The organism is Nitrosomonas communis (assembly GCF_001007935.1).
In the GTDB taxonomy this organism is placed as follows: Bacteria; Pseudomonadota; Gammaproteobacteria; order Burkholderiales; family Nitrosomonadaceae; genus Nitrosomonas; species Nitrosomonas communis.
Genome location: NZ_CP011451.1, coordinates 3,841,328 through 3,862,432, shown reverse-complemented (window position 1 = coordinate 3,862,432; position 21,105 = coordinate 3,841,328). Strand labels below are relative to the sequence as shown.

The following is a 21,105-nucleotide window of genomic DNA, read 5'->3' as shown; positions in this document are numbered from 1 at the left end:
ACGTAGTTTCGCTCATCAACCTGATGAGTGCTCCAATCGCTGTGTTGGAAGGTATGCGCTCCTCATCTATCTACTTGATAGGTAGCTACCCGGAAAATTCATTTTCACAACTTTTGAAATGCTGGGTAGAATTGTTTATGCATGAAATGTCATTGGCCGAAAATGTCTTACAGATCATCGAAGAAGCAGCGCAGCATCAGTCTTTTACACGCGTCAAAACGGTGTGGCTGGAAATTGGCCAGTTGACTTGTGTGGAGCCGGAAGCGTTGCGTTTCTGTTTTGACGTCGTAATGCATGGCAGTATCGCTCAGCATGCGAAGCTGGAAATTATTGATATACTAGGATTAGGCTGGTGCAAAACATGTATGCAGGAAGTACCAATGGCTACGCTTTATGGTGTTTGCTCACAATGTGGCAATTTTGAGCTTGAAGTATTATGTGGCGATACCTTACGTGTCAAAGAACTTGAAGTTGAATAAAAGGAGTGATGATCATGTGTACAACATGTGGCTGCGGACATGGTTTGATCCAGATAGATGGAAAACGATTGCAGCATTCCCGTAAACCAGCGGGAGCAATCCGTTATCGAATGCCTGCCAACATGCCAAAGCCAACTTCTCTGAAGGCATCGGCTGATTATCCTGTTCATAAGCCTGACCTGATTGATTTTGGTTCAGGCGCTGCGCAATCGCATGCATCAGGTATGAGTCATGCACGCATGGTAAAAATCGAACGTGATATTCTAGCCAAGAATAACCTTCATGCTGAGGTCAATCGCTGTTACTTGACTGAGCGCGGGATTTTTGCACTCAATCTCGTCTCCAGTCCTGGTTCTGGCAAAACGACTTTATTAGTGCAAACGATTGCTGCCTTGCGAGAAGAACAGCGTATGTACGTGATCGAGGGCGATCAGCAGACAGAAAATGATGCTGCGCGTATTCGTGCCTGTGGTATTCCTGCCTTGCAAATCAACACAGGTAAGGGGTGTCACCTGGATGCTTACATGGTAAGTCAAGCGATGCAGCAACTTGCTGTGCGGGAGGACAGTGTATTATTTATTGAAAATGTCGGCAATCTGGTCTGCCCGGCCAGCTTTGATCTGGGTGAGGCACATAAAGTAGTGATCCTATCTGTGACAGAAGGTGAAGACAAGCCGCTAAAATATCCGGATATGTTTCGTGCCGCAGATCTGCTATTACTTAACAAATGCGATTTGCTGCCTTATCTGACCTTTGATCCAGAACTCGCAATTATCTATGCCCGCCGCATTAACCCTTCACTGCGAGTGATTCAACTTTCAGCTTTAAGAGGGGAAGGAATGTCGGAATGGATAGACTGGATTAAAGTTGGCTATTGCCAGGCGGCAGCTGGCAAGAAGAAAATAGAAAATTCTCAGCATCATGTTGATTAGCTCCACTTGGACTGAGTTACCTTTCTATTCGATAGAACTTCCTTTTGCCCTACCTTCCATGCTGGCCTGTGGCGCTTGGTTAAAAAATACAGTTTGCGTTACACGAAGTCATACTGCTTTAGTCTCGCCGGTAATTGGAGATCTTGATACTGCACAGGCACGCAGTAAGCTGGATGAGACCGTGCTCCACATGTGCAAGATACTTAATGTGCAGCCTAAAGTGGTAGCACATGACCTACACCCTGATTTTTACAGTACGCATTATGCACATACTTATGCTGCAAAGCATGATTTACCGATTCTTGCGGTGCAACATCACCATGCCCATATTGCTGCCATTTGTGCGGAACATGGGATTAGTGAAACAGTGTTGGGTCTAGCCTTGGATGGGGTAGGGTTGGGTACAGACAAGATGCCTTGGGGCGGTGAATTATTACGCGTGGAAGGGGGGTATTTTGAACGTCTGGGGCATCTGGCTACACTTGCTATGCCAGGCGGTGATCGGGCAGCGCGTGAACCCTGGCGTATGGCCGCAGCAGCGTTATTCGATCTAGGACATACTCATGAGATAGCATTGCGTTTCCCAGCTCAGCCAGCAGTTAATACTGTGGTTGCTATGCTGCAACGCAATTTGAATTGCCCGGCTACTTCGAGTATGGGGCGGCTGTTCGATACGGTTGCTGGCTTATTAGGGGTAAATGAAATTCAATCTCATGAGGCTCAGGCTGCCATTCAGTTACAAACATTGGCCGCCTCGTATGGTAAGGTGAGTTCTCTTGAGGAGGGTTATCAAATTACCGCCAATAATGTGCTCGATTTTTCTCCGTTGCTTGCCTGGCTTATGCAATGTACTGATGTTGTCAAGGGTGCTGCTGTATTTCATGCTACCCTCGCTGATGGGCTTGCCAAGTGGGTAGCGCTCGCGGCCAGGAAATACCATTGTGCACGGATTGCACTGGGAGGGGGTTGTTTTCATAATGAGTTATTACTGCAACTATTGAGTCAGCATCTTGCTGAAAATAACCTACAAGTATTATATGCTAAACAGTTGCCCCCTGATGACAGCGCTATTTCTTTAGGTCAGGCTTGGGTAGCTGCACAATGGTATGAATCAATTGGCGCTTGAAGATTATCGTTTACTTGTAGAGCTTCTCTAATCAGAGTTCTTAGTATCTGTTATAGTTAAGCGATTTGTCATTTGCAAATTTTTTCTGGACGATCAGGAAAAATGGATATATTTTTTGTGAGCTAAGTTATGCGTAGCACTGCTATTTTACTTTTTACCCTTTTGACAACAACATTGGCACAAGCTACGACTTGGACATTGCCTCCATCGGATATTGATATTGTTGGTCAAGTAAAGGTGATAGAGGCAAGTCAAGAGGATACTTTGCTTGATATTGCACGCCAGTATGGTATTGGACAGGATGCCATATTGATGGCTAATCCTTTTGTTGACCGCTGGCTCCCTTCCGAAGGTACCAAGGTAGTAATACCAGGCCGGTATATTCTTCCACAGGCTGAGCGTACAGGCTTGGTCATTAATCTACCTGAAATGCGTCTTTATTATTTTCTCAAACCTGAGAAAGGGAAGAAACCAGTCGTCATTACTCATCCAATCAGCATAGGCAGAATGGATTGGAGTACGCCAATGGGTAAAACTACTGTCGTCAGAAAACAAAAAGATCCTACCTGGATACCACCTCAATCGCTCAAAAAAGAGGCTATAGAAGCAGGCAATCCACCCCTGCCGGATGTGGTACCACCTGGACCAACCAATCCATTAGGGCGGCATGCACTCTATCTGGGTACCGCAGGTTATCTGATCCATGGCACGGACAAGCCCTTTGGAATAGGTATGCGCGTCACTCATGGGTGCCTGCGCATGTATCCTGAAGATATTGAAAAATTGTTTGACCAGGTGCCCGTCGGAACGCCGGTGCAGTTAGTCAATCAACCTATCAAACTTGGCTGGCTGGCTGGTTCATTGTTTATAGAATTACATCCGCCCTTAGAAGAAAACGAGAAGGAGTATGGCGACGATTATATGCAGAAAGTACGTGAAGCAATTGCCAGTTTTCTTGAGAAAAGCGACAATGGTAAAAAGATAAACCCAGCTAGAGAAAATATAGTTATTGATGAAATGGCGCTTGAGCTGGCGGTATTTGAAAAAAATGGTATTCCGGTGCTGATTTCAAAATAGACAAAATAGGTTGTGATAGGCAATAAAAAAGCCCCTGATGGGGCTTTTTTATTTTGATTGATAAATTATTTATACATAGATCTTTTAAACATACGATCAATTTTTTCATCAGTCTGCGCTGCGCGTGAATTGGCGTCATTAGCCGTATTGAGCGCTCTGTTTGCAATATCTTTTGCTTCGTTTGCAGTTGCTCTAGCTGCAGCAGCTTCTGATTTAGCAGAATTTACATCTTGCTGAACAGCATTAAGCTGTGATTTTACTTCTTCGAGTTGCCCTGTTGTTGCACAGCCAGATAATGCAACTAATGCGCTTAGGGTTGTTACAGTAAATACATATTTAATTTTCTTATTCATCTTCATCTCCATACTGTTATTTGATTAAGACAAAACTTTAAATTCTCAACACAAGTTGTCCATTCACGTGCAGATTCAAAAACCTATGACAACATCGCGATGCTACCTGATTTCTTAAACAATATAAAGACAATATAAAGCGTGAATGTATCATATTTACCACACTTTAATAATATTGAATTAAAAGTATAATTTAGCCAGATAAAGGTTTAGCTATTAAATTGAATCTATACCAGCATATTTAACGTACAAGTACTGCCAAGGCAGGAATTAATACTTATTCATCAATAATTTAAAAAATAAATTTTAGCCGTAGCAGGATAGAAGTAATGCATTAAACCAACCAAACTCTATTACAAATTAATACTAAAGAATTACAAATGGATCAGCAATTATGCATTTGTATACATTCTATATAGATATTCCATTTCTAAAACGAAACAGACTTTGTCTGCTCTTCCTTGCCCTATTTGTTATATTTTGCCTGCGACTCGCCTTTGTATCATTTTTGATTTGGAAATAGAATTACCTCCAAAGGATACTATAAATTAAGCCCATCATGGCACATGCGCCAATTACATAAATGACATTGCGTTTGAAATAGAATGGCGCAATGCTGGCAACGAATGTAATCAGTGCAGCGGGCCATTCGAATGATGATGATAAACCTTGCGGCCATAAAACATGATAGGTAAAGAAACAGTGCTAGATTGAAAATGACGCCGATCACGGCGGCAGTAATGGCGGTCAATGGGGCAGAGAGTTTAAGATTGCCATGTGTCGTTTCTACTAGCGCCTCACCGGCCAATATGAATAAAAAGGAGGGTAGGAAAGTAAACCAAGTTACTGCCACGGCCGCAATAGCACCCGCCAGTAGAGGAAGGTCGGCACCAAACAATGTGTTGGTATAGCTACCAATAAAGCCGACAAACGCAACTATCATAATGAGTGGGCCAGGGAGAGTTTCAACGAGCGCCAGGCCATCGATCATTTGAGCAGGATTCAACCATCCGTCGTATTCGACTGCGCCTTGATAGACATAAGGCGGGACAGCATAAGCGCCACCGAATGTCAGGAAGGCTGCTTTGGTAAAAAACCAGCTCATCTGAGTCAGCGTGCCAAGCCAGCCAAATTGACTGACGAGTAATGCCATCGGCACAATCCATAGCACCGCACACACAATGATGACAGTGATCAGACGTGGCCAGCGGAAATGGGTGTGCTCAGGTAGGAGAGTGGTATCATCGATGATAGCGGGGCCGTATGCGATCAAGCTTACTAGGGTTTGTGCCTTCCGTAAACTGAGCGGGCGTGCCCCCCAATATAGCCGATCAGCGCGGCAGCCAGCAGAATTGCCGGGAATGGTATCTGGAAAACTGCTATGGCGACAAAGGAAGCAGCTGCCATAACCCATAATCCAGAATTCTTGAGTGTACGCAATCCGATCCGGTAGGCAGCTTGCCCAACGATAGCAATTACTGCGGGTTTAATATCATAAAGCAGCCCGGCCACGAGGGAGGGAGGTATGACCAAACGCGATGTAGAGAGCCAGGATAAGACAATCAGGATGATGAGCGAAGGTAATACAAACAATATGCCCGCGACCACGCCTCCCCAAATTCGGTGCATGAGCCAACCGATATAGGTCGTGAGCTGCTGGGCTTCGGGACCGAGTAATACCATGCAGTAATTGAGTGCAGCAGAAAACGCCTTTCACTGATCCAGCGTCGTTGCTCGACCAATTCTGCATGCATGATGGCAACTTGTCCCGCTGGACCGCCGAAACTGATCCAGCCCAGTTTAAACCAGAACAGCCATGCTTCACGCAAGCTGATCTGGTCCGACAGCGTGTCTTTGTCAGAAGTAGTTCCCATGTCGCCTGATTTTCTATCAATGATGGTTATGATGAGCGGGGTGGCTTTCAGCTTTGGCGGGTAGCTCAGTCGTTCGGATCTGATAGGCGGCATGGCAAGTGATACAGTGCTGCATGGTATCACTTAATTGGATCAGGGTATGCTTGGGGTTTTTCAAAGTTTCTGCATCGGTAGCAATCTGATCAAAACTTTGATGTACCGACATGCCAAGCTGCATGAAATTCTCCGGTAGCACAGAACGCAAATGATCCTCTCCCTTATGCGTCATCTCCTTGCCCAGTATACGTGCATGGCGAGCGACTGCCATCATATCCTCTTTCGAAAGTGCATGAAGTATCTGCTGCGTGCCCTGCAGCAAGGCACGCATCTCGGCCAGAATGTGATTACGCTGCATTTCGTTGAGTGAGAGTATTTTTCGTTCATCGATATCCATCGCCATGACTGTGGTCATACTCAGGCACAATGCGAGCGCATAAATCTTTTTCATTGACATCTCCTTTAAGCTAATAATCAATACGAACAAAAATTATTGACTGGTTTTGAATGGCAGCAGAGAAAGCGTGCGTTCAGGCGGCCCAGGCAAAAATGGCGTTACTTTGCCAGCTACCCAGTCAGCATGACCACTGCCGTAGTAAGGAGAGAGCGGATGACCGCTTTGCCCTCCGGGCATGGAAAAATAACCGTGCTCTTCTTCGCCCGGTGCCACCACGAAACGCTGGGAGGCGCCAAAATTGGGGGACTGGATGCGCGGCATGTAACTATCGCCCGGTAGGGGATCACGCGGCATATCTAGCCACTGAGCGATGAATGCCGGCAGCACACGGCTTAATGGGTGCCGGATAGCCGCAGTATTCTTTTCGCCCCAGGTGCGCGCAGCGATCCCACCTGGTTGAGCCTGCATCTCGACTGCGATGCGTTGCGCACAAGATTCGAGCAGTTGATCCCAACTGGTATATTCCGGCGGTAACAGATGCAGAGGGCGTTGCACAATCAACAGCCAAATGGCGTGCTCGATCTGAGCTAATCTTGGGAATGAGAAATCCGGATAATGGCTTTGTATTTCAGCAGTAAAATTATCCAGGATGCGGCTGATGATTTCTTGACGAAACGTGCGCACTATGCGGTAGGCGACGGAGTTGACAGAGGCATGACTATCCCAGTCACGCATCGCTTCTTGCATTTCTGCGCGCCAGCTAGAGGAAGGAGCTTGATCTAATATTTGTTCAAACAGTTGCCGCCAGCGAGAAAGAAACAAGGCGCGATCATCTAATTGAATCAAGAAAAACTCAGTGGGTGTGAAATGCTCAGTTTTCTGCAAACTATCACGGATCTGCCGGGCACGTGCACCCAGTTCATAGCCACCATCACCAAGCTGTGCCAACATGTCGCCATCGACCATGCGCGCATTACCACTCCACAAACGCTGCTCCTGTGGATTAATGATCACCGGGTATTGTGCTGCTTCGAGCCAACCTTGCCAACTGATATTTCCTTCACTCCAGTTCGCTGGTTCGGTTGGATTGTAATGACCTCGACGTAACGGAATGCGTCCAGCAATTGTCCATGCGATATGACCGTCGCGATCACCCACAATGAAATTTTGTGCAGGCATACCTGCCTGCTGGGCAACTACAATCGCCCTGTCCACTGTTTCCACTTGTTCAAGCTCGATCAAATCCATGTTGATCGCACCTGTCTGATGGGCAGCCCAAACAAGCGCCAGCGGGATGCCATCATGGTCGCTTGCCAGTATTGGCCCCCATTCGGTTTCGCGAACCTCAATTGTTTCATCCGGTGCGCCACGCACACGCAGCGTTTCACGATGGACCGTAATCGATTTCCAGTCCTTAGCACTACGGTAACGCGATGGGTCGGCCGGATCAATCATGATTCGGACCCAATCAGCCGTGTCGCCATAGCTGTTGGTAAAACTCCAGGCTATATGGCGATTGGAACCTACCACAATCGCAGGTGTGCCGGGCAAACTCACGCCAATAGTATCAATAAAGCTCTCGGGCCGTTGCGAATGCGGATAAATGATGCGTGTACGAAACCATAAACTGGGTGTGCGTAACGTGAGATGCATATCATTGGCTATCAGCGCAGCACCCCCCGCTAGTGAGCCGGCTACTGCGAAACTGTTGCTACCCGGCGCTTCATCATGATAATCATTTCGATGATGCGGTAAATTGTGCTTCAGGCTGGGGCCACTTTTTCGTAAATTGAATACTTCGCTGGAAGGCAGCTGGGGCCACTCAAAAGGCGCCCCGGTCAGCGGAGCATCCCATTCCCCCCCAGGTGCGGTTAAGAATCGGTAAACCGTTTCAGGTAAACCCGCGCGCAAAGTGGAAAGTTGGAGTTCGCGCTGAAAGATCGCTTCTTGCAAAGTAAAATACATCGATATCACCACCAGTAAGGTATCTTCGCTATGCCAGGGGTGAGGTTGGATGCGTGTCAGTAGATAAGGGAACGGGCGTACCGCCAGTTTAGTCAACCCTTCATTTACGCCATCACGATAAGCATCAATCAATTGGCGTTGGCTTTCAGGTAGCTCGGACAACATGGCCGTAGCGCGGGCGCGCATACGATGTCCCCGTGCTTTACGATCGGCTGGCAGTGCTGCTGCACCAAATAATTCAGCCAGCTCTCCAGCAGCACTACGACGCATAAGATCCATTTCCAAAAAACGCTCTTGTGCATGAACGTAACCAAGTGCCCTGGCGAGATCAAGGCGATCCTGCGCATGTAAAGTTACACTTCCCAACGCATCCCGCTCGATGACTACCGGTGCGGAAAGAGCAGAAATAGATGCCTCTCCCTCATATTTTGGCAAGCTGCCTTGTAATAGTAGCCAGCATGTGCCTGTTAGCCCTAACACCAGAACCAGCAGGGCGAGCAGAAACCAGTAAATCAGGTTAACTCGGCGAGCCATTTTACTAATTATTTGCCAGCATTAGGAAAATTGAGACTGTGCGCATACTTGGTTTGCCAGTGCCATCGCAATGACTATCAATAAAATAATGACCCATATCCATTTGATGAATATCATAAAAGTATCAGTATTTGGTACTGATGATCAAACTAATAATTTATCAAGAATGTCAATATATTAAATAAATTAGACCAGATCGCATTTAAGGATGCAGTATTTTCCAATACAGAAATGAGTCTGAAAGAAGGCTGTTGAATTTGAGTATTCGAACTTGATTCTGTTTTGGTCTGGTTAAAAAAATGTTTTATTTGTATTTTACCATTGCATCATTAAGCAGATGGCTTGAATGCATCAGCAATGAATTGGAATAATGTCTGTCGCGCCCTATTGAGTGCTGCGGTAGCCTCATTGTCACTCATTCTTGATGCGGCTGCATCCAATTGTTCAAGTGTTATCCCTGGTTTTAGATGCAGGATTGCATCTTGCAATGATTTCAGCTTTTCGAAAGGTTTCATCATGTGTCCGTAACGATACTTTTTCCGCTCTTGATCCTTTGCGTCAGTGACGGTTTCAGGAAAGAAGCAGGAACGGTGGAAATTGACATGGGGGTTAAGAAAATCAGTGAAGAATGCGTTGACTTTTTTAGCAAATCGTTGCGGAATAGGGGTATAGCCCAGATGTTTACGCACAACGGCACCGTTTTTGGCTTCCACCAAAGCATTATTGTTGGAATGTCGTGGTCATGACCTGGTGAATTCGATGCGCAGCTTTTCCAGTAACCTGGCAACTTGGTAGTTGATGTATTCTGAGCCATTATCAGCGTAAAAACCCAGCATGGTGAACGGGAACTGATTAAGTAGCTGCTGGATAACTGGCAGCAGATATGCCTTACTAATCCTCTCGCAAGTGGCGACAAGTTGAAATTGGGCCACGCAGTCGACTGCGTTGATATGATAAACTCCTGTCATACCATCCTGATCCCCTTGATGGACGCTGTCTATACGAATATAACCAGGCACGCCATCAGGCTGGGGAGCGCGGCGCTGCCCAATAGGTACAGCAGTTGGGCGGATTTTTGTCTCATGCCGCCGTTTGGCCTGATAAGCCCGGCCAGCACGTAAATTGTAAAGATGAGAGACCGAGATATTCGCCAGCCGTTCGAAACGCGTGTCATTGAAAATCAGGTAGGCTCATTCCATCAGCTTCTTGGTGGCACTGTACTTTTTAACTACTCGACCTGATTTACCGTACCGCTCAACTAATCGTGTTACCTGCTGCCGTGACAGGTCTGTCATACGTTTGAGATAGCGTAACATTACGCCTTTGTCGCACCGAGACAGTCGAGTATAACCAAACCGCTTCAATACCTTCTCGATAAACCTATATTGTTCCGCTTTAGGAATCTTGAGTGCAATATCATGCGTCCCCTCCAGAAACAGCTTAATCTGTGCCACCGTTTGTAGCTTTGCTTCATCCATATCGATCACCATGCCTCGCATAATGACCAATTCGGAAACTACTTGCTCAGACTCATTTCTCGCTGGAAATACGCACCCCCTTCAGACTCATTTCATATTGGAAGAGGCTGACGCTGGCCGTAGTGTTTGTATATTATATATTCTCTAACTTTTAGACCGGCGTATTATTCGCCAGCTGACTACTATTAACAAACCTGCTGCCAGGAACCAGATTCCATATCGCTTGATCCATTCAGTTGGATTTTTTTGTACAAAAGTTTGTATCTCAGCGAGATCAACAATTTGTTGACTTTCCTGACCTTGGTCGATGGCTGTGATATGAAGTCGGAGTGCGAGTGTTTGGCGGCTCGGTGATAAAGGGATGATTTTCCAGGACCAAAGCGTTCCACCCTGAGTGGAAATAAGCTGCGCTTGCGGCCCTGGATTGTCAATGTGAAACCCATTCCCGGCAATTTCAGCTTGCATGTGAGAAAGTACCTTGCCGCTAATACCCTGCATGGCGACACCCTGAGGGAACTTGGCTATTATGTCATTGATACGCTTCGCTAACGCATCACTATCCAGTTGAAGCGTAATATCAAAAGGTGTGAATTGCGCCACTTCTGCAGGTAATGTAACAGCCGTACTTTCAACGGGTAATTTCATCATGATGATAGGAGGAAATTGTTTTTCTCCAACCATAGCGTGCGCAAGAAAATTTAAGGTATAGGGTATGAAAAGTAGCGCTGCCAATAGGACAGGAAGGAGCAGATTAAAACTGATAGCAAATTTACGCATTATTTTTCCGGGCGAGTTCAAAACTTCCAATATTATTATTTTAGGGATTTTATCATCTATTTTCGCAGTCAAATTTTGATTGATCGCTATGATTTAAAATCCAGAGTAGACTCTGATTTACATTATATTTGCAGGGAAACCTAGTCTATGGCTGAACAAAATATTCCTTATCTCATCGCTCATCGCGGTTATCCTGCGCGCTATCCTGAGAATAGTCTTGCTGGGTTAAAGGCTGCGATGCTGGCTGGAGCATGTTTTGTCGAGATCGATATCCAGTTAAGCGCGCGCGGAACTCCTTACTTATGTCATGATGACCACCTCAGACGCTTGACAGGGAGTGATCACTGGCTAACCCAGCTTGACGATGAAGTGATTAATACACTTTCAGTGCCTTATCCGGGTTTTAATCTTACGAGCCCACCAGAGACGGAACCGTTGTCTGATTTAAACACTTTCTGCCAGCTCTTACAGGAGAGACCGAAGGTTACCGCATTTGTCGAAATAAAAGCGGAAAGTCTTGCTAAATTTGGTTTGACGGCAACAATCGATATCATTCTTGAAGTTATTTATCCTTACACCAAGCAATGTGTCTTGATTTCATTTGATTCACAAGCAGTAGCGTTTGCAAGAAAGCAAGGCGCTGAGCGGATTGGCTGGGTCATCCCTAAATGGGATCAAGGCCATGCCACTATCGCTAAGCAACTGACACCAGAATTTCTGTTTTGTAATGCTAAACGTCTGCCACATAGAATCGAGAAAAGATGGCAAGGACCTTGGCAATGGGCTGTCTATACGATCAATCATAGCCGCTCCGTACTTAAGTATGCTGATGAGGGAATCCCTCTCATTGAAACCGATACCATCGGCACATTGTTACAACATCCCATACTAAAGAGAAATGCCTGTCACCCATCACTATGATATCGTTATCGTTGGCGGCGGGATTCAGGGCGCAGCAGTGGCACAGGCTGCAGCAGCACGTGGCTACACTGTTATGTTGTTGGAAAAAACCGCATTGGCTGCCGCTACTTCCAGCCGCTCTAGTAAATTGATTCACGGCGGTCTACGCTATCTGGAAAATGGCCATTTTGCCCTCGTCTATGAAAGCTTACGAGAGAGAACTGACTGGCTGAGATTAGCACCTTCCTTGGTCAGATTGAGTCCATTTTATATCCCGATTTATCGGCAAACCTCTCGCAGTACATTGGTCATACGCGCAGGTCTCAGTTTGTATGCTTTGCTGGCTGCGGGAAGTGGCTCAGCGCATTTCCGTTCCGTTTCCCAATCGCAATGGCAGCAACTAGACGGTCTGACAACGAAGGGATTAAAGCATGTTTTTCAATATTGGGATGCACAGACTGATGATCGGCTTTTAACACAAGCGCTGATGCATTCTGCGCAATCATTGGGTGCGGAATTGCAGTGTCCTGCTGAATTTATTCATGTCACTCTTTCTTCTTCAATGTGTGAAATTGAGTATCAGCAAGGGGGCAGAATCAATCACTGCAGTGCAACGGTGCTGGTGAATGCTGCCGGCCCCTGGGTTGACCAGGTGCTGCATCGGATTGACCCTCAACCACCGGCCTATCCAATTGATTTGGTGCAAGGAACCCATCTGGTACTGGAGGGGAGGCTAAACAAGGGATGTTATTATCTGGAGTCTCCTGCAGATCAAAGAGCTATCTTTGTGCTGCCATGGTATCAGCATATTCTGCTAGGGACGACCGAAACTCTATTTAATGGCGATCCTGAAGCATCGTCTCCATTAGCTACAGAAGAGACTTACTTATTGGATTGTTTTCATCATTATTTTCCAGAAAAAAATCCGGTTGTCAGAGAAAAATTTTCTGGCCTGCGCGTTCTGCCAGCAAGCCATGGCGCTCCATTTCATCGCTCGCGAGAAATTCATTTACAGTGTGATTCTTCTCAGAAGCCACATGTCGTCAGCATCTATGGTGGTAAGCTGACAGTGTGTCGGGCCACTGCACAAAAAGTGTTGCATACGATTATGCCGACTCTGCCTGATCGCATACCCAAAGCGGATATTTCTAAATTAATGCTTGAGCTGCCGTAAGAGAACATCGAGGCATTCCATTTCTAAACTGAAACCGACGTTGTTGGCTTCATCTTGCCGTATGATTGATACTGTCTGCAGCTCACCTTTGCGTCATTTTTGATTTAGAAATGGAATAGGAACAATGGAAATGGATAACGTTATGGTTGAATGACATGACAGTTGATAGCGAGACGAACAAGTTGAGAGCTATTTTTTAATTTTAATTTCTTCATAATGCTTGCCTGATGGACGCCAACCGTTTTGGGACTGATAGAAATCATTTCTGCAATTTGCGCTACTGAATTTCCCTCCGCTATCAGTTTAAATAACTGAAATTCACGCTTAGAAAGCACATCCAGTGGATTTTCAGAAGGTTTGCCGCTCCATTTGTCAGTCAGCAAATTAGAAGCCAATTCTTGGTCAATATAGACGCGTCCCTGACTTACCTTGCGAACCGCTTCTAATAATTGTTCGAGGCTACTTTGCTTAGTGATGTAGCCGGTTGCTCCCATATTTAGCGCGCGTTGGACCATAATTTCATTGCTATACATGCTGAATACCAGAATATTTGCAACTGGATTTTTTGTCTTGATACGGTGAATAGTTTCTAACCCATCTATTCCTTGACTGTCTAGATTCAGATCAATAATGGTCACATCGGGTTTATACTCTTGATGAAGCGTACAGCCGGTTTCTCCACTATCGGCATCGGCTACTACATGAATATCTGCCGTACTTTCGAGCAGACGGCGATAGCCATTGCGTACTACTGGATGGTCATCAATTAATAAAACTGTAATTGGTTTCTCTCTCACAATTCGAGCCCCTCTACTGTTTTCAGTGGAAGCTAACGTGAATTTTATACTCTATCTACGGTAGTTTGGTGAGGTTAGTCCACTTTATTTTATAGTCATATATGGCCACACCTCTAAAAATTCCTCTTTGCGGATTGCCTGCTTACCCCGTCTCGTCATGTTTAGACCTCTGAATTTTTAGAGGAGCACATATTTTTATTTTAATCTTTACGTTTCGAGAAGTCTTAATCCATTTGCCAATCAAAACTGACGTTGTCGGCTTCACCTTGCCGTATTATTGATACTGCCTACGGCTCGCTTTCGCGTTATATTTGATTGGGAAATGAAATAAATAACATTGTAAATGTTGCAAGCTGATAGCAAGAGACGAGCTGGAGGGAGCATGCTACAGGGGATCGGCAAAGTAATCATTGACTGGGATCAATTTGATCAACGCAATGCATCACTAAAGTACATCCGTTTTTCTCCTTCTATTTGAGGAATCAAGTGGAAACTTTGCGTGGATCTGTGTGCCATGGTCTGGGATGCTGCGCACAAAGAACTTGCCACCTGCTGCGATTGCTCGTTCACGCATTCCCAATACTCCTAATCCATGAGGTATTTGATCAGCATCATAGCCCTTGCCATTGTCTTCCACGCTTAGTGACAAAGTATCCTCTGTGGCGGTGGCACCCGTTTTGCGATGCAAGCATACGCGCACCTGGCTAGCTTGAGCATGATTGCGCACATTATTGAGCGCTTCCTGGACAATGCGAAATATGGTGATATTAATGAGCTCGCTGAGTTTATCAAATTTGCCTTCGAACACCAGTTCAAGCGTAATGTGAGGATTGTGGGAAATCCACTGTTTTTTTAGTTCAAGTAAGGCATCTTCCAGTCCTAGGGTGTCCAGTAGAATAGGGCGCAACTGACTCAGCATATCGTGCATTGCGTCATGCATTCTTTTTATGCATTCTTTAATAGCTTGAGCGCTGATGTGGATAGTTGAATCTTTTTCCGAGAAATAGGCAATCGTTTCTGTTTCCGCGTGTATAGCTGTAAGCCACTGCCCCAGTTCATCATGCAGTTCGCGCGCAAGAAGTCGTCGTTCCTCTTCCTGTATTTTGAATAGATTCTGCATCAGTCGACGGTGTCCGTGCAATAACTCTTGATTGTAGTCAACTGTTTCTTTGATAGGGTTAATATTGGTCATGACCGTGCGACAAATCCCGGCATCTTCTATGACCAGACTTTCTAATCGTATTTGAGTTACTTTACCGAGCGGGCCTTTGATCCTCAACTCAGTGACAGCATTAGTGGAGGAATTGAAAGTTTGTTGCAAATGCTTAAGGAACCTATCGTTGTCATCTTGAACAATGTAGGTTGAGAAAGATTCATTCAGAAGGGATGCCCGTTCCTTACCGAGCAGGGTAGATCCGGTTAGATTGATTGCGAGGATGTTACCGGCTTTATCCAATATGAGGTAGCCTACTGGGACATTATCATAGAAAGCGGCATAACGGTCAGGTGTTTCTTTTAGCTGTTGTGCATCATTAAGCTTGCTGTTTTGCTTTTCTAATTCCAGCCGATGTATTTGCAGTTCGGTGGCAAAATCTATCTTGCTGTAAATTTCGCTGGCATTTGTTTCAATGGGATCCTGATTTTTATTCATATTATTCCCCTTCCGACAATAGCATAGGGATTAAATGGGTAGCTTTGTTTTGTTCTATAGTCCAGTAGTGATCTAATTTCTTTCTTACTCAATTAGACAAGGTAATTTCAATGTAATTTCAACCTCATCCGGTATTATTCCATTTCCCCATCAAAAATGACACGAAGGCGAGCCGCAGACTATATGAATAAACGGCAAGGTGAAGCCGACAAAGCCAGTTTTGATGGGAAAATGGAATCACTGCTATTCGTGGTTATCGATATTCTATTCAGTTGGAAATTTTGTTGGTAATTTTTGTTCTAATAGCTGATGCTAATTTATTTAAGGGCACCTCTAAAAATTCAAGCTATAAAATGAGGCGCGTTAGGAGAAAGTAGTATTTTCTTGATTTGTCCAGGATAACACGTTGTTTCAAATGTATAATAATGAGATTATGCTCCCCGATATGAGTCCTCACCATGCAACTCGGTTTTTTTGACCTTGACAATCGATATGCTCAGCTAAGTAAGTTAAATGATCCGCTTGAAGAGCTGAATCGCATAATCGATTGGAATCTATTCGCTGATCTTCTTGCAGAGACAACGACGAAGCCCCGGAAAAGTGAAGCAGGCCGCAAACCCTTTGATCGGGTGATGCTATTCAAAATGCTGGTATTACAAAGAATGAATAATCTGTCAGATGATCGGCTGGAGTATCAAGTCCGGGACCGGTTGAGTTTCATGCGGTTTTTGGGACTTGGTCTGGCAGGGGTAGTGCCTGACGCAAAGACCATGTGGTCGTTCCGGGAAGAGTTGAAAGAGAACCATCTGATGGATCGTCTGTTTGCAAGATTCGATGAATGTTTACGAGAGTTGGAGGTAGAACTGAAGTCAGGTCAGATCATTGATGCGACCTTTGTGAGTGTGCCTAAACAACGCAATACACGTGAAGAAAACAAGATGATTAAAGAAGATGCCGTTCCGATTGAATGGGGACAGAATCCCCACAAACTGGCGCAAAAAGACATTGATGCGCGTTGGACGAAGAAGAACAGCGAATCGTTTTATGGTTACAAAGATCACGTCAATATGGATCGCGATACCAAGCTGATAACCACATGGGAAGTTACTTCAGCGCAAATTCATGACAGTCAGGTTTTGGAAGAAGTGCTGCAATCCCCTGAAGTGGGAGGCGCAGATATTTATGCGGACTCAGCATACCGCAGCAATGCACAGGAAGAAAGTCTGGTCACCTCAAAATACACGAGTCAGATTCACGAAAAAGGCGCTCGCAATCATCCCCTCACGCAAGCACAAAAATCCAGTAACAAAGAGAAATCACGGGTGCGTGCACGAGTCGAGCATGTGTTTGGTTCGATGACGAATGAACTGGGCGGAATCACGATTCGTACCATAGGTTATGGGAGAGCAAAAGTACAAATAGGCTTACTCAACCTCGTCTATAACATCAAGCGTGTAGCGACGCTGATTCGAAAAGGGTATTTCAGTTTCGATAGGGTTAGTGCGCCCGAAATGGCTTAAAGGGAGCAAAAACGAGAAGATAACAACCCGAATCACCTTGAATTTAGAAAAATTTAATTATTGGACAGAAAAACTTTGAGAATCAAGTGAAATTGCCCTCCTGGTTGAATTGATTTGCTTTTTTTAGGTATTTTTAGCGTAGTAATCCGCTAGAGGCGGCAAGGCGCGCAGAAGAAACAAGCGGCGTCAGAGCTTGAGGAATAAAGTTGGAATGTCGCGCTGGAGAAGACCGACCCATCACTGGTGCTAATCCGCCCGTTTTTTAGCGTGGTCATGGGTCACGTCGGCGACATTGGTGAGTCCGTGGCAACGGACATCCCGTTTGAAAGAGTGAGTACAACGACGTACCTGAACCAGCGCGACATTCCAATAGAGATAATGGAGGATGTCATGGCAAAGTTCAAGCAAAGTAAATTGGAGTTAATCCATCCGAATGCAGCGGGGATTGATATTGGCTCTGCGAGCCATTTTGTGGCGGTACCGCCGGATCGAGATAACAAGCCGGTAAGGGAATTCAAGAGTTTCACCGCAGACCTGAATGGTTTAGCGGACTGGTTAGAGGCCTGTGAAATTGACACTGTGGCAATGGAATCGACGGGGGTATACTGGATTCCACTGTATGAACTTTTGGAGTCGCGCGGGCTGACTGTGTATCTAGTAAATGCGCGGCACGTTAGAAATGTTTCTGGCCGGAAGTCGGATGTACTGGACTGCCAATGGTTACAGCAACTGATGAGCTTTGGGTTGATGTCTGGCGCATTCCGTCCGAAAGATGAGATATGTGCACTACGAGCCATATCTCGTCAACGCGATATGCTGATCCGTTATCAGGCGCGACATGTGCAACATATGCAAAAGGCTCTGGCGCAAATGAACATACAATTGGCGAACGTGATTTCGGATATTGTGGGCGAAACCGGTCAAAAGATCGTTCGTGCCATCATTACTGGTGAGAGAGATGGGCACATCCTGGCGAATCTCAAGAGCAATCGCATCCGGGCTGGCAAAGACGAGATTGAGAAATCGTTAGTCGGGAATTGGCGGGAAGAACACCTGTTTGCACTCAAGCAAGCGATGTCACTCTATGACGCCTACAGCGAACGACTCACCGAATGTGACCGGCAGCTTGAAACCATGCTGGCGGCACTTCAGGTGCACAAGGTAGAGATCTGCCAGAAGAAGCGCCGCTCCAATGTCAAGAACGCTCCCAAATTTGATTTGCGTGCCCATCTGATTGGCATGTGTGGGGTTGATTTGACGCGAATTGACGGCATCGAAGTGACGACTGCGATGAAAGTCCTGAGTGAAGTGGGCGCTGACATGAGCAGGTTCAAGAGTGCGAAGCAGTTTGCCTCGTGGCTTGGGTTGTGTCCTGGAACAAAGATATCGGGCGGAAAAGTGCTATCGGGGGCAAGCAAGCGCACAGCGAACCGTGCGGCTCAGGCACTGCGCATGGCGGCAGTTTCATTGAAATCCAGCCAGTCTGCACTGGGTGCCTATTACAGAAGATTATGTGGCAGACTCGACAAGGCAAAGGCAATCACAGCGACAGCACACAAACTGGCGCGCTTGATCTACACGATGCTAACGAAAGGAACCGAGTACGTCGATAAAGGGCAGGAGTACTATGAGGAGCGATATCGTCAACGCGTGTTGCATCATCTGACTGTTCGCGCTCGGAAGCTGGGGTTTAATCTTACCCCTGTTCCTGAGGCTACTTAATATTTGCTGTAAAACCATTGTGTTACATTTGTTTCTTGAAAGAGGTGCCCTTAAGTTTTTTGCATGATCATAGCACTTCAAATCTAAATTGAAATTGAAGAGCCTTGAAGATGGGATTGTGACAGACGAGTGTGGTAACTATTCATGACTATTTAGAATTGATGAAATATATTAAGGGCACCTTTAAAACTTCATATTTGCGAGCATCTGCTTCACGGTTTGCCTGCTTACTCCGCTTCGCCACAGTACCTCGCAGTTGACAAAAAATATTTCCTTACCTATCAGTGATAGGCTGCGCCAACATTTTTTGTTGTCGCCTTGTCTTGTTTAGAACTCTGAATTTTTAGAGGTACCCTTAAGTAAATATTTTATTTATATGCAGAATTGACTTCTGTTATGACAAAAATTTTTGATTTTGATTAAAATGCGAGGCAAGACGTTAACCGAATCAGGTGTTTGAGCTTATTCAATTGAGGAATACAAGTTGATTGATGATCGACTGTTTAGGTATCATCGCGATTAAAAGAGATTAGGAAGCGATTGATTTGACCAATTATTTGATTTGTACGATAAACTCATAGATTTATTGACTTCAGTGGGCGCATTAATTTTTTATACGGTCATCTATTTTCTAGGATATTTTGCTACTCATGGACTGAATCTGATAGCAGATCGGCGATTACTGAATCGGCGAATTGCAGGACTGGTAGTTGTATTTTTTGTGGCGGTATTCCATGGCTATAAAATTATCAGCAGTCCCTTGCCAGCAGGGGAGGAGGCAGAGGTGGCAATTTATGCGCTTGGCTATTATGTCATTTTTCCTGTTGCAGTCATTGTGGGTGTTTTTTTATATCTCACATGGCAAGAGAAAAAGGATAATGAGTCATTATAAGAAGAACTGATAGATTTATATCATTGGATAATTCAAATTTATACAAGCTTTTTTAATACTTTGGTTTCTGATCGTGTGTGTTAAACTTTGTACATTAAAGCTCAAGATCCTTTTTGGCTAGCTATAAAATAAAATGAGTAAAATGAGTATCTAATAAAAAATGGAATACTAAATGATGATCTATCCATTGAGATTGGTAATTTGATTGATATAACATGTTAGTCAATATCGATACTCCAATTTAATTTTCTGCGATTAAATGCTTTACATGACTTCACTTCTTGCCTTATAAGCTTGAGCTTCCTGTTATTCTTGATCAAATAGCATGTCCAATTTACTCGAAAGTATCATCCGCCCAGAAATTCTTGCGCTTTCTGCTTATCATATTCCTTCTGCAGAGGGTATGATAAAGTTGGATGCAATGGAGAATCCGTATACTTTGCCCTTGATTTTGCGTGAAGAAATTTCTCAATTAGCAGAAGAGGCTCATATTAATCGTTATCCTGATCCTAGTGCCGCACCACTTAAAGCGATATTAAGAGATACGCTGGCCATTCCTTCTGAAATGGCGATTATGCTGGGAAATGGATCAGACGAGATCATTCAGGTGATTGCACTTGCTACGGCTAGACCAGGAGCGGTGCTGATGGGTGTTGATCCGGGATTTGCCATGTTTCGTATTATTGCTACTTTTTGTGGTATGAATTATGTGGGAGTGCCATTAGCCGCTGATTTTTCTATTGACCTGGAGGCCATGCTTGCTGCAATTTCCCAACACCAGCCTGCAGTTATTTTTCTGGCTTATCCGAATAATCCCAGTGGTAATTTATTTGATCCCCAGGCAATCTGTCGTATTATTGAGGCTACTCCCGGCATTGTCGTAGTCGATGAAGCCTATCAGGCATTTGCCGATGCAACTTTTATGGATATGCTCACTCAATATCCCAATTTATTGCTGATGCGTACCCTCTCAAAATTAGGATTGGCTGGATTAAGATTGGGATTGCTGGTTGGGCGGCCTGAATGGCTGGCGCAATTGGAAAAACTGCGTTTGCCCTATAATGTCGGAATCATGACACAATTGGTAGTGGAGAGAATACTTCAGCATTATGATATATTATTGGAGCAGGCTGCAGCCATCAAAGCTGAACGGGCTATCTTAAGAGCTCGTCTGGCAACGATGAAGGGGGTGGAAGTTTTTCCATCCGATGCAAATTTTGTTTTATTTCGTCTCAATGAGGCTAGTCGGATTTTTCAGGAACTTCAGCAACATAGGATATTAATCAAGAATCTTGATGGGTCACATCCATTGTTAAAAAATTGCCTGCGTGTCACAGTAGGTGCTTCTGATGAAAATACACTATTCTGCAAAACACTCCGCCACATACTCGAGAAACCACTGCAATTAGCCTGATCGTCAA

At 45.1% G+C, this 21,105-nt stretch carries 21 protein-coding genes and 1 pseudogene; 11 read left to right on the top strand and 11 right to left on the bottom strand.

Features of this window, described 5'->3' with window-relative positions; translation table 11 throughout:
- Positions 1–23 precede the first annotated feature (23 nt).
- From hypA to AAW31_RS17500, 4 genes are all read left to right on the top strand, one after another.
- Positions 24–479 (top strand): hydrogenase maturation nickel metallochaperone HypA, encoded by a 456-nt coding sequence (gene hypA / locus AAW31_RS17515; protein ID WP_235264408.1) that lies wholly within the window; start codon positions 24–26, stop codon positions 477–479.
- A gap of 14 nt (positions 480–493) precedes the next feature.
- Complete coding sequence (gene hypB / locus AAW31_RS17510) at positions 494–1,411, top strand: hydrogenase nickel incorporation protein HypB (RefSeq protein WP_046851226.1); 918 nt, start codon at positions 494–496, stop codon at positions 1,409–1,411.
- Positions 1,401–2,537 (top strand): Kae1-like domain-containing protein, encoded by a 1,137-nt coding sequence (locus AAW31_RS17505; RefSeq protein WP_052752344.1) that lies wholly within the window; start codon positions 1,401–1,403, stop codon positions 2,535–2,537. The genes hypB and AAW31_RS17505 overlap by 11 nt, the downstream gene beginning before the upstream one ends.
- Before the next feature lie 129 nt (positions 2,538–2,666).
- Entirely contained in the window at positions 2,667–3,614 is a 948-nt protein-coding gene (locus AAW31_RS17500; RefSeq protein ID WP_046851225.1) for a L,D-transpeptidase family protein, read from the top strand.
- A gap of 65 nt (positions 3,615–3,679) precedes the next feature.
- Here AAW31_RS17500 and AAW31_RS17495 read toward each other — a convergent pair whose 3' ends face one another.
- From AAW31_RS17495 to AAW31_RS17470, 9 genes and pseudogenes are all read right to left on the bottom strand, one after another.
- On the bottom strand, positions 3,680–3,967 hold the full coding sequence (locus AAW31_RS17495; protein ID WP_046851224.1) for an Lpp/OprI family alanine-zipper lipoprotein: 288 nt from the start codon (positions 3,965–3,967) through the stop codon (positions 3,680–3,682).
- Between the two features lie 541 nt (positions 3,968–4,508).
- Entirely contained in the window at positions 4,509–5,240 is a 732-nt protein-coding gene (locus AAW31_RS23945) for a chromate transporter (RefSeq protein WP_309567365.1), read from the bottom strand.
- A 5-nt stretch (positions 5,241–5,245) separates the two neighbouring features.
- Positions 5,246–5,841, bottom strand: a pseudogene (locus AAW31_RS23940) (chromate transporter).
- Between the two features lie 16 nt (positions 5,842–5,857).
- Positions 5,858–6,328 (bottom strand): hypothetical protein, encoded by a 471-nt coding sequence (locus AAW31_RS17485; protein WP_046851223.1) that lies wholly within the window; start codon positions 6,326–6,328, stop codon positions 5,858–5,860.
- A gap of 39 nt (positions 6,329–6,367) precedes the next feature.
- A complete protein-coding gene (locus AAW31_RS17480; protein ID WP_046851222.1) occupies positions 6,368–8,773 on the bottom strand; it encodes a penicillin acylase family protein in 2,406 nt (801 codons plus the stop codon).
- Positions 8,774–9,102: 329 nt separating this feature from the next.
- Positions 9,103–9,486 (bottom strand): hypothetical protein, encoded by a 384-nt coding sequence (locus AAW31_RS22365; RefSeq protein WP_200899664.1) that lies wholly within the window; start codon positions 9,484–9,486, stop codon positions 9,103–9,105.
- 27 nt (positions 9,487–9,513) lie between these two features.
- Positions 9,514–9,792 carry a hypothetical protein gene (locus AAW31_RS22360; RefSeq protein ID WP_200899663.1) on the bottom strand — a complete coding sequence of 93 codons (279 nt, stop codon included), beginning with the start codon at positions 9,790–9,792 and terminating at the stop codon, positions 9,514–9,516.
- Positions 9,793–9,963: 171 nt separating this feature from the next.
- A complete protein-coding gene (locus AAW31_RS22355; RefSeq protein ID WP_200899662.1) occupies positions 9,964–10,281 on the bottom strand; it encodes a hypothetical protein in 318 nt (105 codons plus the stop codon).
- A gap of 114 nt (positions 10,282–10,395) precedes the next feature.
- Positions 10,396–11,028, bottom strand: coding sequence for a hypothetical protein (locus AAW31_RS17470; protein ID WP_046851221.1), 633 nt, complete (start codon positions 11,026–11,028; stop codon positions 10,396–10,398).
- 147 nt (positions 11,029–11,175) lie between these two features.
- On the opposite strand from AAW31_RS17470, the gene AAW31_RS17465 reads away from it, so the two are divergent.
- Both AAW31_RS17465 and AAW31_RS17460 read left to right on the top strand, forming a co-directional pair.
- On the top strand, positions 11,176–11,949 hold the full coding sequence (locus AAW31_RS17465; protein WP_046851220.1) for a glycerophosphodiester phosphodiesterase family protein: 774 nt from the start codon (positions 11,176–11,178) through the stop codon (positions 11,947–11,949).
- Complete coding sequence (locus AAW31_RS17460) at positions 11,927–13,102, top strand: FAD-dependent oxidoreductase (protein WP_046851219.1); 1,176 nt, start codon at positions 11,927–11,929, stop codon at positions 13,100–13,102. The genes AAW31_RS17465 and AAW31_RS17460 overlap by 23 nt, the downstream gene beginning before the upstream one ends.
- Positions 13,103–13,242: 140 nt before the next feature.
- Here the strand turns inward: AAW31_RS17460 and AAW31_RS17455 are convergent, their stop codons facing one another.
- Both AAW31_RS17455 and AAW31_RS19285 read right to left on the bottom strand, forming a co-directional pair.
- Positions 13,243–13,899 (bottom strand): response regulator, encoded by a 657-nt coding sequence (locus AAW31_RS17455; protein ID WP_046851218.1) that lies wholly within the window; start codon positions 13,897–13,899, stop codon positions 13,243–13,245.
- A 445-nt stretch (positions 13,900–14,344) separates the two neighbouring features.
- Positions 14,345–15,550: an ATP-binding protein gene (locus tag AAW31_RS19285; RefSeq protein ID WP_052752343.1), complete on the bottom strand. Its 1,206-nt coding sequence runs from the start codon at positions 15,548–15,550 to the stop codon at positions 14,345–14,347.
- Between the two features lie 156 nt (positions 15,551–15,706).
- Between AAW31_RS19285 and AAW31_RS23220 the strand changes: the two genes are divergently transcribed.
- From AAW31_RS23220 to hisC, 5 genes are all read left to right on the top strand, one after another.
- The gene (locus AAW31_RS23220; RefSeq protein ID WP_258920403.1) at positions 15,707–15,841 is read left to right on the top strand and encodes a hypothetical protein; all 135 of its coding nucleotides are present in this window, start codon (positions 15,707–15,709) and stop codon (positions 15,839–15,841) included.
- A 167-nt stretch (positions 15,842–16,008) separates the two neighbouring features.
- On the top strand, positions 16,009–17,070 hold the full coding sequence (locus tag AAW31_RS17445) for an IS5 family transposase (protein WP_046848937.1): 1,062 nt from the start codon (positions 16,009–16,011) through the stop codon (positions 17,068–17,070).
- Between the two features lie 390 nt (positions 17,071–17,460).
- On the top strand, positions 17,461–18,792 hold the full coding sequence (locus AAW31_RS17440; protein WP_046851217.1) for an IS110 family RNA-guided transposase: 1,332 nt from the start codon (positions 17,461–17,463) through the stop codon (positions 18,790–18,792).
- 562 nt (positions 18,793–19,354) lie between these two features.
- A complete protein-coding gene (locus tag AAW31_RS17435) occupies positions 19,355–19,684 on the top strand; it encodes a hypothetical protein (RefSeq protein ID WP_235264407.1) in 330 nt (109 codons plus the stop codon).
- Between the two features lie 325 nt (positions 19,685–20,009).
- Complete coding sequence (gene hisC, locus AAW31_RS17430; RefSeq protein ID WP_046851216.1) at positions 20,010–21,098, top strand: histidinol-phosphate transaminase; 1,089 nt, start codon at positions 20,010–20,012, stop codon at positions 21,096–21,098.
- Positions 21,099–21,105: the final 7 nt, after the last annotated feature.

Excerpts from the sequence above, each read along its gene's own strand:
- AAW31_RS17460 (WP_046851219.1), top strand. The coding sequence starts at position 11,927 with ATGCCTGTCACCCATCACTATGATATCGTTATCGTTGGCGGCGGGATT.
- AAW31_RS19285 (WP_052752343.1), bottom strand. The coding sequence starts at position 15,550 with ATGAATAAAAATCAGGATCCCATTGAAACAAATGCCAGCGAAATTTAC.
- hypA (WP_235264408.1), top strand. The coding sequence starts at position 24 with ATGAGTGCTCCAATCGCTGTGTTGGAAGGTATGCGCTCCTCATCTATC.
- AAW31_RS17440 (WP_046851217.1), top strand. The coding sequence starts at position 17,461 with ATGGCAAAGTTCAAGCAAAGTAAATTGGAGTTAATCCATCCGAATGCA.
- AAW31_RS17470 (WP_046851221.1), bottom strand. The coding sequence starts at position 11,028 with ATGCGTAAATTTGCTATCAGTTTTAATCTGCTCCTTCCTGTCCTATTG.
- AAW31_RS17485 (WP_046851223.1), bottom strand. The coding sequence starts at position 6,328 with ATGAAAAAGATTTATGCGCTCGCATTGTGCCTGAGTATGACCACAGTC.
- AAW31_RS17480 (WP_046851222.1), bottom strand. The coding sequence starts at position 8,773 with ATGGCTCGCCGAGTTAACCTGATTTACTGGTTTCTGCTCGCCCTGCTG.
- AAW31_RS23220 (WP_258920403.1), top strand. The coding sequence starts at position 15,707 with ATGACACGAAGGCGAGCCGCAGACTATATGAATAAACGGCAAGGTGAA.
- AAW31_RS17500 (WP_046851225.1), top strand. The coding sequence starts at position 2,667 with ATGCGTAGCACTGCTATTTTACTTTTTACCCTTTTGACAACAACATTG.
- AAW31_RS17465 (WP_046851220.1), top strand. The coding sequence starts at position 11,176 with ATGGCTGAACAAAATATTCCTTATCTCATCGCTCATCGCGGTTATCCT.
- hypB (WP_046851226.1), top strand. The coding sequence starts at position 494 with ATGTGTACAACATGTGGCTGCGGACATGGTTTGATCCAGATAGATGGA.
- hisC (WP_046851216.1), top strand. The coding sequence starts at position 20,010 with ATGTCCAATTTACTCGAAAGTATCATCCGCCCAGAAATTCTTGCGCTT.
- AAW31_RS17495 (WP_046851224.1), bottom strand. The coding sequence starts at position 3,967 with ATGAATAAGAAAATTAAATATGTATTTACTGTAACAACCCTAAGCGCA.
- AAW31_RS17505 (WP_052752344.1), top strand. The coding sequence starts at position 1,401 with ATGTTGATTAGCTCCACTTGGACTGAGTTACCTTTCTATTCGATAGAA.
- AAW31_RS17445 (WP_046848937.1), top strand. The coding sequence starts at position 16,009 with ATGCAACTCGGTTTTTTTGACCTTGACAATCGATATGCTCAGCTAAGT.